General features: G+C 40.7%; 11 protein-coding genes and 1 pseudogene. 11 read left to right on the forward strand and 1 reads right to left on the reverse strand.

Features of this window, described 5'->3' with window-relative positions; genetic code table 11:
* Together KUG37_RS00825 and KUG37_RS00830 are read left to right on the forward strand one after the other, a co-directional pair.
* Positions 1-107, forward strand: a pseudogene (locus tag KUG37_RS00825) (IS5/IS1182 family transposase); the annotation flags it as partial.
* Positions 104-295 (forward strand): hypothetical protein, encoded by a 192-nt coding sequence (locus KUG37_RS00830; RefSeq protein ID WP_216940090.1) that lies wholly within the window; start codon positions 104-106, stop codon positions 293-295. The pseudogene KUG37_RS00825 and the gene KUG37_RS00830, both read left to right, overlap by 4 nt.
* A 64-nt stretch (positions 296-359) precedes the next feature.
* Here KUG37_RS00830 and metG read toward each other — a convergent pair whose 3' ends face one another.
* Positions 360-2417 carry a methionine--tRNA ligase gene (metG, locus tag KUG37_RS00835; RefSeq protein ID WP_216934740.1) on the reverse strand — a complete coding sequence of 686 codons (2058 nt, stop codon included), beginning with the start codon at positions 2415-2417 and terminating at the stop codon, positions 360-362.
* 173 nt (positions 2418-2590) lie between these two features.
* Here metG and KUG37_RS00840 point away from each other — a divergent pair, with 173 nt between their 5' ends.
* From KUG37_RS00840 to KUG37_RS00880, 9 genes are all read left to right on the forward strand, one after another.
* Positions 2591-3175: a hypothetical protein gene (locus tag KUG37_RS00840; protein ID WP_216934742.1), complete on the forward strand. Its 585-nt coding sequence runs from the start codon at positions 2591-2593 to the stop codon at positions 3173-3175.
* A gap of 116 nt (positions 3176-3291) precedes the next feature.
* A complete protein-coding gene (locus KUG37_RS00845) occupies positions 3292-4095 on the forward strand; it encodes a hypothetical protein (protein ID WP_216934744.1) in 804 nt (267 codons plus the stop codon).
* A gap of 384 nt (positions 4096-4479) precedes the next feature.
* Entirely contained in the window at positions 4480-5268 is a 789-nt protein-coding gene (locus KUG37_RS00850; protein WP_216940091.1) for a hypothetical protein, read from the forward strand.
* 285 nt (positions 5269-5553) lie between these two features.
* The gene (gene apbC, locus KUG37_RS00855) at positions 5554-6819 is read left to right on the forward strand and encodes an iron-sulfur cluster carrier protein ApbC (RefSeq protein ID WP_216940092.1); all 1266 of its coding nucleotides are present in this window, start codon (positions 5554-5556) and stop codon (positions 6817-6819) included.
* Between the two features lie 258 nt (positions 6820-7077).
* Complete coding sequence (locus tag KUG37_RS00860; RefSeq protein WP_216934750.1) at positions 7078-7671, forward strand: LysE family translocator; 594 nt, start codon at positions 7078-7080, stop codon at positions 7669-7671.
* Positions 7672-7794: 123 nt separating this feature from the next.
* The gene (dcd, locus tag KUG37_RS00865) at positions 7795-8364 is read left to right on the forward strand and encodes a dCTP deaminase (RefSeq protein WP_216934751.1); all 570 of its coding nucleotides are present in this window, start codon (positions 7795-7797) and stop codon (positions 8362-8364) included.
* 236 nt (positions 8365-8600) lie between these two features.
* Positions 8601-10658: a hypothetical protein gene (locus tag KUG37_RS00870; RefSeq protein ID WP_216934752.1), complete on the forward strand. Its 2058-nt coding sequence runs from the start codon at positions 8601-8603 to the stop codon at positions 10656-10658.
* A 12-nt stretch (positions 10659-10670) separates the two neighbouring features.
* Positions 10671-11393 carry a hypothetical protein gene (locus KUG37_RS00875; protein WP_216934753.1) on the forward strand — a complete coding sequence of 241 codons (723 nt, stop codon included), beginning with the start codon at positions 10671-10673 and terminating at the stop codon, positions 11391-11393.
* Between the two features lie 33 nt (positions 11394-11426).
* Complete coding sequence (locus KUG37_RS00880; RefSeq protein WP_216934754.1) at positions 11427-13676, forward strand: DUF6160 family protein; 2250 nt, start codon at positions 11427-11429, stop codon at positions 13674-13676.
* Positions 13677-13687: the final 11 nt, after the last annotated feature.

The following is a 13687-nucleotide window of genomic DNA, read 5'->3' on the forward strand; positions in this document are numbered from 1 at the left end:
AAACGTTCAAGATCCTTGCTGAGCGTTATCGAAATAGAGGCAAAAGACTCGGTTTGAGATTCAATTTAATTGCTGGTATCTATAACCTGGAACTGAGTAAAAAATGATTTATGAAAGAAGTCTAATACATTCACAAACTAAAATTTATTTACAGGAAGAAAAATGGTTTGAGAGGCTGATTGAACTCACTAATAAAAAACTAACTCAATCGACAGGCTTATTGGAAAAGCATAAGATTCAGGATGAATTTTTGCCTAAGTTGATTGAAATTAAGGAAGAAGCATATAAAGGTTAGTCTTCTCTCTAATAAAAAAAGCCCCTACATCGTAGAGGCTTTTTCTTATCTCAGATTTTATATCTTAAGACACTTTATCACCCGGTTTAGCACCCGATTCAGGTGAAATCACCCAAACACCATCGCCATTACTCGCAGCGAGTACCATACCGTTTGAGATCCCAAAACGCATCTTTCGTGGTGCAAGGTTAGCCACCATCACCACCAATTTTCCTTTTAAGTCTTCAGGTTGGTAGAACTCACGAATACCGCTAAACACATTACGCGGTTCAGCTTCACCGACATTTAAAGTGAGTTGTAAAAGCTTGTCAGAACCTTCAACATGAGCGGCTTCTAAAACTTCAGCCACACGTAAGTCAACTTTCATAAAGTCTTCGATGCCGATAATTTCAGCTTCGCCAACTTTAGGTTCAGCTTTCTTCTCTTTGGCTTTTTCTTTTTTCTTTTCAACTTTTACAGGTTCAGCCGCAGCAGCTAAAGAATCTTTAGATGCATCCACCATTGCCGCAACAGCTTTCGGATCTACACGTTGCATCAACGGTTGGAACAATGCAATTTCATGACTGACAAGAATCGTTTCACGAGAAGCGAAGTCGAAAGAAGCCAATTGCAAGAAATCTTGAACTTGCCCAGCCAATGTTGGCAATACAGGTGCTAAATACACTGCCAATTGACGGAACAAGTTGATGCCCAGAGAACAAACGTCATGTACCTGCTGTTCCTGACCTTCCTGCTTCGCCAGTGCCCAAGGTTTTTTCTCGTCGATGTACTGGTTGGCTTTATCTGCAAGCGCCATGATTTCACGAATAGCAGCAGAGAATTCACGTGCTTCATACGCTTGTGCTATGGATGAACCAGCATCAATAAAGCTTTGCACCAGTTCAGGCTCGGCACAAGTTGCACTTAGCTTGTTATCGAATTTGGTGTTGATGAATTTTGCACAGCGGCTGGCAATATTCACGACTTTACCGACGAGGTCTGAGTTTACTTTCTGAACGAAATCATCAAGGTTTAAGTCAGAATCTTCAACTTTGTCAGAAAGTTTAGATGCAAAATAATAACGCAGATATTCAGGGTTTAAATGCTCTAAATAGGTTTCGGCTTTAATGAAGGTGCCGCGAGATTTTGACATCTTTTGACCATTCACTGTCAAGAAACCATTTACGAATAAACCTGATGGCGTACGGTAGTTTGCACCTTCAAGCATTGCCGGCCAGAACAAGGCATGGAAATAGACAATGTCTTTACCAATGAAGTGATAGACCTCATTTTCAGAGTCTTTTTTCCAGTAGTCGTCAAAATTTAATTCAGGACGTTTGGTTTTGATGTAGTTTTCAAAACTCGACATATAACCAATCGGTGCATCAACCCAAACATAGAAATATTTGTTTGGTGCATCCGGAATTCCAAAACCGAAATATGGTGCATCACGTGAGATGTCCCAGTCGTTCAGGCCATTTTCAAACCATTCATCCAGTTTGTTGGCAATCGATACTGGCAGACGACCTTCATCACGGGTCCATTTTTGCAGGTATTCACCAAAATTCGGCAATTTAAAGAAGTAATGATCAGATGATTTTTCAACTGGTGTGGCGCCACTTAAAGTTGAATGTGGATTCAACAGCTCTGTTGCATTATAGGTTGCACCGCAGACTTCACATGAATCGCCGTACTGATCTTCTGCCTTGCATTTAGGGCAGGTGCCTTTAATGAAACGGTCTGACAGGAACATGCCTTTTTCAGGATCAAAAAGCTGGGTCACCGGACGCACTGCAATATTGCCAGCGTCACGGTTTTTTACATAGATTTCAGAGGCACGGGCACGGTTGGTATCACTATGCGTAGAATCATAATGGTCGAAATGCACCCCAAAACCGTCAAAATCACGAATATGCTCTTTTTGCACATTGGCAATTTGCGCTTCAGGAGAAATGCCATTCGCTTCGGCACGCAGCATGATTGCGGTTCCGTGAGCATCATCCGCACAGACATAAGTCACCTCATGACCCATCGCGCGCATCGCACGTACCCAAATATCTGCTTGGATATAGCCAAGTAAGTGACCCATATGAATCGGGCCATTGGCGTAGGGAAGGGCGTTAGTGACTAAGATATTACGCACGGATCTGACTCTCTCATTCGTATATTATGCAAGGTGCATGATTTTACCTGAGATAAGAAAAAGTTGCATAAGGCTTTTGGTGAATTCTTCAAAAATGCTCAAAGTTTCATCGTTCATGCTTTTGAATTTGATAAGCTGTTTATATATCAATGAAAAATAACAACGATTAAATAATGCTAAAATTTTTAAAAATGATGCTGAAAGTATTTACTTATATTGTCATCATACCCTGTGCGGTCGTCATTTTTTGCTTAATAATTTCATTAAAGATACAAGATGATAGGTTATATCAAGCAAGATGGGATGAGTCATTTAGGGCTGATCGTGAACAGTTCCCAAACTTGGAGCAACCTATTTTTTATTTCAGCCGCCGTCATGGTGGTGATTGGGGAGTTTGGGTGGTCGTCTATCCACTGAATGCAAAAACCAAACAAGAGTTTTTAAATCAATGGCAGAAGAGTGAAGCGAAAACTGTTGAGCATATTGAATGTATTCAACCGACGGTAAAGAAACGTTGGAAAACATGGCATTCCAATATTCATTATGTTGTTTCGGATCCATGGTTTAAGTTGCCTAGACAAGAAAGAGTTCGAGATTCATTCATTGTTTTTGGTTCAGAAAAACAGATTAAAACTGTTGAACAGGCATGTCAGGAACCCATGTTTAAAAAGATTGAGAAAGCCAAACCTTACTATAATAATTATTGGGCAATCGCTGAAAAACAAAAGTTATTGTTGAGCGTAAATGGTTTTTATTAAAACCAGGAATGATTGAGTTTAGTTAAATCGTTAAAACATCCGACTTAGCACTACGAGCCTAGCAAGAATCGTGGATAATAGTGCGCTATTGCATTTATTAAAAGAGTAAGCCGTCCATGATTGATTATGACGACTATGAAGATGACCAGCCTGTCACGCGCATTAAGCAAAATGTGGCAAGCCAAAAAAAATTAGGTAGTCAGATTTTAAGAGATGCAGAAGCTTATCTTGAAGGCATCTCGGCAGATGAACATACACTTTTAATCAAAACCTTATCGAGTTTAGTCGCGCAAGATGCTTACTTTCAAGTGCTTGCAGATCAGCTGGATCAACCGATTGGCGCGAAGTTTGCCAATGATGCTTTAAACCTTATACATTTTTGGCCGGCCATTCACCAACTTGAAGATGTTGAGCCATGCAATTTGCTCGATATGATCAACAGTGAATATTTCCAAACGGAAATGCTCAAAGCCTTTGATGCCTTAGAGATTGATGAAAATATCAAAGCAAAGCGCCGTTTGGTGTTGCTTGAAAGCTTGAAAATGTACAAGCTTGGCTTCTATAGCGGTTGTATTCCAAATGTCTACGCGCAGCTTGAAGGTATTTTGACTGATATTCTGATTAAAACAGGCTACTTAAAACAAAATGGAACCAAGTTTGTCGATGTCTATAAAATTGTTCCGGGTTTAAAAGGCAATGAAATTAAAAGCCTGTGGCATAAGTCCAAAATTGCCATTGAACTGAATCCGTATTTTGCTGAACTTGCCGCCTATAAAATGGATTCAAGCTCGAATGTGACCATGACCCGTCATAACATGCTACATGGCACAGATGTAGACAATTTCAATCAAGCACGCAGCTTCATTCTGTTTATATGGTTGTTCTCTGCGGTCAGTTTTATGAGTACTTTGCGTGCTTAATCTGAAGTAATGTCTCTTGATACATTTGTATCCGATAAATATCTGATGTGGATTGGTAACAAGCCACTCTTTAGCTTTGAAAATTACGCTATGACAGCATGAATTAGCAAGCTTAAGAAAATGTGATGACAGGATTACAAAGGAATGCTTTGCCTGAAACTCATCGAATAAATTTAGCTGAATGTGCAAAAGACAACCCGGCCACCTCAGTCCATTATTTTCCATCTGAAATATTGCATTGACGGGCGTCATGCTACATATTGCAAACAATAGCAACAACATGTACAGGCTTTGTTGCAGTTTGCTTACTATGCTCAAATCGCGCGATGCTTTGTGCTAAAAAATGTTTGATTGTTTATATGATATGCCTAAGGAGGGTACCTCATGACTCAGCAGAACCAAAGCAATGCATCAAAGCAAAATCAAGATAAAGAACAACATGCACGCGAATTGAATGATCAGGTCGCAAAAGAGCAAAAGCAAAACGAAATCGATAAAAAGCACAATCAGGAACATAAGAGCGGGCAAACCGCCAAGACCAATTCCGATGAGAAGTCTGATACTCAGCATAACGTCAAAGATGCCAATGCTGAGCAAAAAGACGGTTCTAAAGAGAGTGATTCAGATCACAAAACTGAAAGCTTCAAGATAGATGACCTGAAAGCGAAGGCAATTGCGATTGGTGAAGAGCTGTTGCAAAAAGGTGAAAAGCTTCTGAATGAGCTCAAACATGGTAAATCTGACGGCCAGCAAAACGATGAGCAAGGTTCAGATCAGGCGAAAAAGGCCAAAGCGGATCAGACATCTGAACATAAATCATCTAACAAGTCAGACCAACATAATACTAAAGACGGTCAGACTGATCAGCAGGCGGGTATGGCAAACTTAAAAGATGAAGCCATGCACAAGTTTGAAGATACCAGACAGAAAATCACGGAATTAGTGAGTGAAGCCTCTGCTAAATTCGCTGATCTGAAACAGATGGCGACTGATACCATGAATAAAATGAAGGATAATCAATCTAAGGAGAGTGATTCTGATCAGCAGCAGGATGCTAAAGATAAAGATTCAGAGAGCAATTCCCAGTCCAAAAAGGATGAATCTAAACCAGATCAGGATAAAAATACAAAGGATCAACAGGACAAGTCTGGAAACAATAAAAATCAGAAATAATCTGTGATCAGAGCCACTTTAATCACAGAGGGTTAAAGTGGCTTGCTACACCTAAAATCAATAAAAAATTATTCTCGCCTCAAAAACAATCTGTTCTGTTTTCTCACTTATTCATTTTTCATTATTTCTATCACTAGGATTTCATAAAATATTTCATAAAACCAAGTAAAATGGTTGGAAATTGAAGATATCTCTTTCATCTTCTCCAACACAGTGCTTAACCTTAGCCCAAAACCCCGTTAAACTAAGCTATTCAGATGTTGATCTACATTTTTGGAGTAACCTATGTCGTGGCTTTCTTCGCTTAAATCGGTTTTTTCGCCTTCCAAGGAGGTGAACGAAGAAGCTGTGCAGAACGTACTGCAAAACTATATCTTGCCAAATTCCAGCAATGCCTTGAAAGATCGCATTACTCAGGTCAATGTACAGGGTGAGATTCTGCAAATCACCCTGAATACCTATCCTGAAGAAAAACAACAGCTGCAACAGATCCATGACGAATTGGCAGAAGCTTTGCAAAAATGTGGGATTCAAGAGCTGAACATGCATGTAATTCAGCAAAAAACTGGGCCTAAAAGTAATAAATCGGGTGGCTGTGGGCATAACCATGCCGAAGGTGAAAGCTATTCAAGCCAGCCTAAAGCAGAAGCGAAACCAGATCTTCCTCCTGTAGTGGATGCATCGGCTCAACCGATAAAAGCAGAAGAAGCTGATCCGAATAATCCACCGATTCAAAAAGCTGCACCACAACAGCGGGATGTTCCGAAACATCCGCGTATTCAATATGTGATTCTGGTGTCATCTGGCAAAGGGGGGGTGGGTAAATCGACTACTACCGTGAATTTGGCCTTGGCGCTAAAGAAATTGGGCTTGCGAGTAGGCGTTCTGGATGCCGATATTTACGGTCCAAGTATTCCGACCATGCTCGGTAATGCCGGCAAAACGCCAATGATCGAAGCAGAGCAGTTTGTGCCCATCGAAGCCTATGGAATGGCGGTGTTATCGATTGGACATTTAACTGGAGATCACAATACCCCGGTCGCTTGGCGCGGTCCCAAAGCCACCGGTGCATTAATGCAGTTGTTCAATCAGACCCTATGGCCAGATCTTGATGTTCTGATGATTGATATGCCGCCTGGCACGGGTGATATCCAGTTAACTCTGGCGCAGCGTATTCCGGTAACGGGCGCAGTAATTGTGACAACCCCACAAAACGTGGCCTTGCTGGATGCGACCAAAGGCATCGAATTGTTTAACCGCGTGCAGATTCCGATCATGGGCGTGATTGAAAACATGTCGACTCATATCTGCTCAAATTGCGGTTTTGAGGAACAGATTTTTGGTACAGGCGGGGGAGATAAGCTGTCTGAGCAATATCAAATTCCGTTATTGGGCCGCTTACCTTTGGACGCTAAAATTCGTGAAAATGCGGATGCCGGTAAACCATCGGTGATTGCCGGAGATGCTGCGGCAGAAAGCTATATGCTGATTGCAGAGAAAATCGCCGCACAGTTACCGAAAGCAGAAAAAGATCATAGCCGAATTTTTTGATTTAATAGACAATTCAAACATTTTAGCCTTAGTTAAATACTAAGGCTTTTTTGATTTCTCAGTTTAAATCCCACTCGATTTAATTTGTTGAAATTGACTGAAATGACTGTCGCGTATTTATTCTGGTTTTTTTACTAAATTATTGAATTTATTTGGATAAAATAGATTTAAATTGAGGTTATATGTTCTCTTACAATTATTTTTTTGCAGCATTGACCGAACTATTCTATGCTACGCGGATTAGAGCGAGGTCAAACTATGATTTCATGGTTTTTTATTGGTTTAGTGGCAACCATTCTTTTAACACCAGGCCCAACCAATACCTTATTGGCATCTTCCGGCATACAGGTCGGACTTAAAAAAACATTTCGTTTAATTCCTGCTGAAGCTTTTGGTTATCTGATTGCTATTAGTTTCTGGGGTATTCTGATCGGAAAAATTTCTGTTCATCTTCCGCTGTTACCTACCATTCTCAAGCTGTTTAGTGCTGGCTATATTCTATTTCTTGCCGTGAAATTATGGCGAACAGCAGAACTCAGTGAAAACTTTGAAAAGGTATCGATTCGCGCGCGCGAGTTATTTTTGGCCACCTTGCTTAATCCCAAAGCCCTTTTATTTGCCTCTGCCATTTTTCCTGTGATTGTGTGGAAAAGCAGTCAGCATTATGTGGCTCATATGCTTGTTTTCTTGCTTTTGCTGATTCCGATTGCATTCTTCTGGACTTTTCTAGGCTCAATCCTGGCCAGAAAAAACAGCCGCTGGCTCAATCAGAAAAACCTGCAAAAAACCGCATCACTGGTGTTAATGAGTTTTTCTATTCCTTTAAGTTATTCTGCACTTTTAAGTTTGTAAGCCGATCTCGATCAGTAATTTTTTGACAACTTTAGCTCAAAGCCCTTCACTTATTTTCATTAGTGTCAATTTCAGTTAAAGTACGTCGCAATAACTTGTTTTTAAGATTTTTGGATTATATCAATGGCAATTAAGTCTGATCGTTGGATTCGCGAAATGAGCGAAAAACACGGCATGATTGAACCGTATGCAGAAAACCAGGTACGTTTGGATGAAAATGGTCAAAAGCTGATTTCGTACGGCGTATCGAGCTACGGTTATGACGTGCGTTGTGCACGCGAATTTAAAGTATTCACCAATGTCCATTCTGCAATTGTCGATCCGAAGAACTTTGATGAACGCAGCTTTATTGATATTGAGTCGGATGTTTGTATTATTCCACCCAACTCTTTTGCTTTAGCGCGTACAGTCGAGTATTTCCGTATTCCGCGGAATGTGTTGACAGTTTGTCTGGGTAAATCCACTTATGCACGTTGCGGCATTATCGTAAACGTGACTCCGCTTGAGCCAGAGTGGGAAGGTCATGTGACTTTGGAATTTTCAAATACTACTACGCTTCCTGCGCGTATTTATGCAGGTGAAGGTGTGGCGCAAATGCTATTTTTTGAATCCGATGAAGTCTGTGAAACCTCGTATAAAGATCGTGGTGGAAAATATCAAGGTCAGCAAGGTGTGACCTTACCGAAGACCTAATTGCTTTAAGATATTGAATGACGGGACTTTATGTCCCGTTTATTTTTTTTGAGATTTTCATTCATCGGAAACTCTTGTTTTTCGCCCCATTGACTTTGGCATCTGTATTAAAAGTCAGCATAATAGATTCCGCATAACCACAAAAAAGATGTAATGCATCATAAAAAATTAAAGCTTGATGGCTGGGAAGCTGAAGCATAAAGATGCGGAGCATCAGATAAAAAGGAAAGAGCGAGATGACTCAGATCAAAGATATATTAAAATTTCGCAAAAGTTATTTGGCGATGACAATCGGTTTAAGCCTGTTGCCTTCTGCGCATGCGATGCAGGAATTATCAGATTCTTCTCTTTCTGACACCACGGGTGAAGGTGTTGCGCTTGTTTTAGACGATTTTAAAATGGTGTTTCAGGGTCCCAAGGACCTTTCTGCTGGTTCCAGTTATGCAAGAGGGATTGAAAATCCGGGACAAGCTGATACCGGTTTTATCCGGATTATTCCAACCGGGGAGAATTATGCTCAGTTGGGTGAGAGAGCTTATAATAAAGTCTATGATTTAGCATATACCAATGCGTATTTAGGCGCTCAAGCATCAACAGGTTACGCTACACTTTATAAAACCACCTATGATTCTATTTTTAACCCCAAATACAATGAGTTAGAAACCAGGTATACAAAGGATATTAAGGCGACAGAGGAAGCGAAACAACCTGAACTCCGTTCTCAACTTGCTCAAGCATATTATGATTCGCCACTGATGCAACAGTATTATGATCAGCGTTATACTGATTATTATAATGGAACTGGTGTACTCACTGGAAATGATAAGTTGGAAAGAGATGGTACTACAGTGTACTCAGTGACGGCTGGAGATATTCTTAAAGCTCGTAGTTCTGCGGAAAAAAATAGGACAGAAATGGTCGAGTTGCTCTACGGTAATCGGGGTGGCGAAACTATTCCTAATTCTAAATTCCTTAAAACAACGCAATTTGGTACGAGTGGAAGAACGAATGTTATCGACCCAACGGTGACTGCATATATACAGTCACAGATCACTCAGAAAACAGATGCAGGTAAATTGCAGGCGAAAGTTGAAGCAGATGCACTTGCAGCACCTGAGGCAGAAAAGAAAAGATTAGAGCTATATCAGTTACTTGTTAAAGAAGCGACCAAAATTGCCGAGGAAGAAGCGGCTAAAGCAAGCGTAGTAAAATTAAGAACCAAAGCAGATGTGTTTATTTATGGTCTGGCATTATCAAAAAGCGATGGTTCCTTAAGTACCCGATATAGTAATGAGGGTTTTAACTGGGGATCCGCCGATAATCCATGGTTATTTCGCGCAGGAACTGAAAATGTTAAACAGTTTAAGGATGTTGCCAAAGAAGTCGGCTATATCGCTCTAGAAGCTCCTCTTGCCAAGATTGCTCCAGATGAAAGTGATAATAATATTAAACTGGGGTTTTGGAGTGATATTTTTTCTCGTGAACTAAATTCATCGAATGTTGTCAATCCTATCACTGGAGCTCCAGTTTCTGGGTTAGATATAGATTATCGACTTAGGAATCAACTTGTTGCGAATGGCCTAAGTTTAAATGGCTCGCAAGTTCGTTTATTCCAAACCCTAGAATCTAATAATAAGGACTACAATCAAACTTTAGGTATGGCAAGTATTGTCCGCTTAAATACTAATGATAATCCTGAAAACTTAAGTAAAACAGATACTAATCTGGATTACAAAGGTATTCGTTTAAGTACTGCAGCGAAAACGAATGCACTTGATGGTGATGGGCCGACACCGGCCTTAAACGGGAGTGCTGCACCCGTATTTCATGATTCTGAAGGGTTATATTTATACAGCCCAAATATTAACTTGGTGCTCGGTAATATGTATCAACCTTTCGTTGTGGGCTCAGAGGGTAATAATATTATTTTAGAAGTGACGCGTATTCCCAATATTCCATCTATTTATAATGAAATCTATCAAAACTATGGCGCCGGGCTAGGAGGAGCTGAATTAAAAGGCTCTACCTGTAATGTCTATAGTTGTGGTACACCGATTAAAAATAATGCTACAGATACTACCGCCCTTTATCAAGGGCGTAATGCGACCCACAGCAGCATCTCTATAGGGACTACAGAGCGTATCTCAGGAACAAATTTGCTGCGCGCCAAGGATGGTGTCAATTCAACCGGAGTCGTATTTAAAAGTGTTGATGGCTCAAGTAAGAATTTTGGATCTGCTGTCATCGATGGCGTACTGATCCAGCATTTAAAAATTAAAACCACAGGTCTGTAAGGGAGTATGCAAATGTCTAAATTAGTGACCCTCTGTACATTGTTATGTGCTTCTATATTTAGTCATGCTGGGTTAGATGCGCTTAATCAGCAAGAGTTAACCGATACAGTCGGGCAGAGCGGGGCAGACCTGAGCTGGACGTTATCCTTAAACCATGTTTATGCCACAGATCTCACTAAAGATGCAATTTCTCGGCTTGATGGGAATGGTAATCCACTAGAAGTGTTTTATGTTTTAGATCCGGCAACTTGTGGGGCAACAAAACAATTTTGCCGCTTAGCAATAGCACCGAATAACCATGTCGATGCCAATGGAAATAAAAAGTGGTTAGTGTTTAAAGGCATGCAAGGCACAATTCAGATCGATAAATTTTCAATTGATGGTACAACCATTATTAATCATCGTAATGAACCTCAAACAGCGATGAAAATTAGATTTTATGATGATAAGCCTTTAAAGATCAGAAATCTGGGTTTCAACACAGTTTCGATTGAAACGGGTACAGGTGTGGGCGCCTTAGAAGGTTATGCCAATACAGGTGTTTATAGTACTTATACTGGGCGTACCTATAATGCTGACGGAACTTATACACCCTCGCCACAAGATGTCCCTTTGTTTGATAAAGGGACTGAAAAAGGCTTTATGGGCTTGAATGTTCATGGAAATTTGCATATGTCAGGCAATTTGAAAATATTTGGTTATAACTGTACAGGTGGGGCACAAAGTCGTTGCTAGTCATAACGTTAAGTACGGCATAAGGATATAAAAATGAAAAAAACAATAACGAGATTGACGCTGCTGTCTGTATGTATGTGCCTCATCCAACAAGGTTATGCACTTGAAGCCATTGATGAACACGACTTAAGTGAGGTCATGGGCCAAGATGGTATTGTTATTACGCATGAAATGTCTCGTACAACGATTCAGCAAGCCAATTGGTATGACCCAAATCCAGATCAGAATACTAAGATGGGTCTCGGCCTCCATAATATGAAAATTGATGGTATCGATGGGAAGTCGATTATTAGTAAGCTGGAACTTGATGTCGGTGCGACCGCCCAAGGGGCCGGGCTTCGGATTGCTGCCAGTGTCGATCCATTTAAATCTACTGCAGACTTAAACTTGGTTAAAAAAGAATGTGTTGGCACTACGTGTGTAGAAGCGAATCAAAGTTTGGGTTCCCTAGGTATTAGCACCTCCACCCCACTTAGCGTTTTATTGCAAACCAGTGCCGGCTTATTTAATAAGGATGCAGTTGCGAGTATCGACTTTCAGCTAAAAAATGCCACCATTAGCCATAAGTTGGGCGAAAACAGCCTGATTTTAAATGATTTTAACTTTAATTTTGCCGGTCAGGGCTATCTGTATATTGACCCGGATGAAGGCGTGGTGCTCACTACAAGAAATGGCAATCAAGATCATTATGTAGATTTAAAGCGTACTGAAGATACAACAGATATCGCAGCTGGCCGGGTTAATCCGACCAATCCTGGTGTCAATATTGACTTGCGCTATAACACACCGAATAACGAACGTAAAAATATTATGCGTTTAGGTGCTTCAGGTGCAGTTACCAATGCAAAAATTTCTATGAATGCTGATCAAACCCAGATTGGTAAATTTGATGTCAGTAATAAAGTAAATGGTGTAGTAGAACGTCAGGACAAAACTGCGGCAGGATATGAAAACTTGGTGGGAGAGGGTGGTTTGCATCTGGGACTATCTGCAGACTTTACCGCCGCTGATGATGCCGCTCGCCTCCCAAGTATGGCACCTACTACGCTTGAAATTGGTCATACTGGAAAAGGGAGTCATGCCGTCCAATTTTCAAATATTAGACCATTGACTACACGTAATGTCGATGACGCCTTGCATGGTAAGAATGCCTATATTGACTTCGGTGATATTTATATCAATACCATTACTGCTAAAAGTCTTGATTTTATCATTAATGAAAATATGCGAAAGACCTTAGGTGGGAGTGATGTGCTTAAACAGACGCTCAGTACTTCAGCGGCTGGGGATGACTTTGCACTTATTGCTATACGAGGCATGGACTTTCAGGCCATTGCTGCGAAGGCACGGTTTATTTCAGATAATTCGCTCAACGAGCTGGGTGGGGATGGGGGCTCATGGGGGATTGGTATTCCTATCTATAATTTAAATGCCAATGTTGCGTTATCTGGGACGACCTATGGACTAGACAATAAACAGGCAATTGCCTATAACATTATGGCATCGACTGAAGGTTATGGGGTTGATGAAAAAACCGGTTTGCCAAGTACAACTTCCATTATCTTGATTGATGGTCAGAAGGGGGTACATGACGAGGCAGTAAATTATTACGCCGGCTTTAGAAATATCGATGCTTTGATCAAGTCGGAAGGGATTATTGGCTATGAAGATGACGGTATTTATGTTCGTGCCGATAAGTTGCTGGTTGCTGCAAAAGCAGAACTTGCAATTGGTCAGTTGCCCGGATCTAAATATAACTGTACCAGTGCATCGGTCACTAAATGCGGGGCCTATGTGCCTCACGATAATTTTTCCAAACGTGACGATGTTCTGACTAATATCGCTTTTAAACTTGATGGAAATGGTGAGCTGCTGATTATTCCTGGGGTAGATCCAACCGCCAGTTCTCCAGATACCAACTTCTTGTCACTTGATGCAAACTTTAAATTTAGGCCACTCACATCAGAAGAAAGTGCAGATAAAGATAATTTAGGTAGCTATTTCAGTATTGCCAATGAAGATATTGATTCAACCGGGGCATTAAAGGTTTCTTCGATTAACTTTAACCGGATGGAAGGTCATTTGGGCGTTAAAGGAAAAGTTCGTGTCAGTGCCGATACAGTGACTTTGGATAATCAAGTCAAACTCAATTACGAAAATAATATTGCGACACCATTTAAAACCAATTTTGCCATGGCGACCAATGGCAATATGCAAAATATGGCAAGTATTGCACTGACTGGTGGAACTATTCGTAGCACGATGGGTATTACGCCACGCTAATAAGAATATAA

It is taken from the genome of Acinetobacter sp. BY419 (assembly GCF_019038395.1).
In the GTDB taxonomy this organism is placed as follows: Bacteria; Pseudomonadota; Gammaproteobacteria; order Pseudomonadales; family Moraxellaceae; genus Acinetobacter.

Bases quoted from the DNA above. Each gene is read 5' to 3' on its own strand.
- KUG37_RS00830 (WP_216940090.1), top strand. From the start codon at position 104: ATGATTTATGAAAGAAGTCTAATACATTCACAAACTAAAATTTATTTA.
- apbC (WP_216940092.1), top strand. From the start codon at position 5,554: ATGTCGTGGCTTTCTTCGCTTAAATCGGTTTTTTCGCCTTCCAAGGAG.
- KUG37_RS00850 (WP_216940091.1), top strand. From the start codon at position 4,480: ATGACTCAGCAGAACCAAAGCAATGCATCAAAGCAAAATCAAGATAAA.
- KUG37_RS00860 (WP_216934750.1), top strand. From the start codon at position 7,078: ATGATTTCATGGTTTTTTATTGGTTTAGTGGCAACCATTCTTTTAACA.
- dcd (WP_216934751.1), top strand. From the start codon at position 7,795: ATGGCAATTAAGTCTGATCGTTGGATTCGCGAAATGAGCGAAAAACAC.
- KUG37_RS00845 (WP_216934744.1), top strand. From the start codon at position 3,292: ATGATTGATTATGACGACTATGAAGATGACCAGCCTGTCACGCGCATT.
- KUG37_RS00840 (WP_216934742.1), top strand. From the start codon at position 2,591: ATGCTAAAATTTTTAAAAATGATGCTGAAAGTATTTACTTATATTGTC.
- KUG37_RS00870 (WP_216934752.1), top strand. From the start codon at position 8,601: ATGACTCAGATCAAAGATATATTAAAATTTCGCAAAAGTTATTTGGCG.
- KUG37_RS00875 (WP_216934753.1), top strand. From the start codon at position 10,671: ATGTCTAAATTAGTGACCCTCTGTACATTGTTATGTGCTTCTATATTT.
- KUG37_RS00880 (WP_216934754.1), top strand. From the start codon at position 11,427: ATGAAAAAAACAATAACGAGATTGACGCTGCTGTCTGTATGTATGTGC.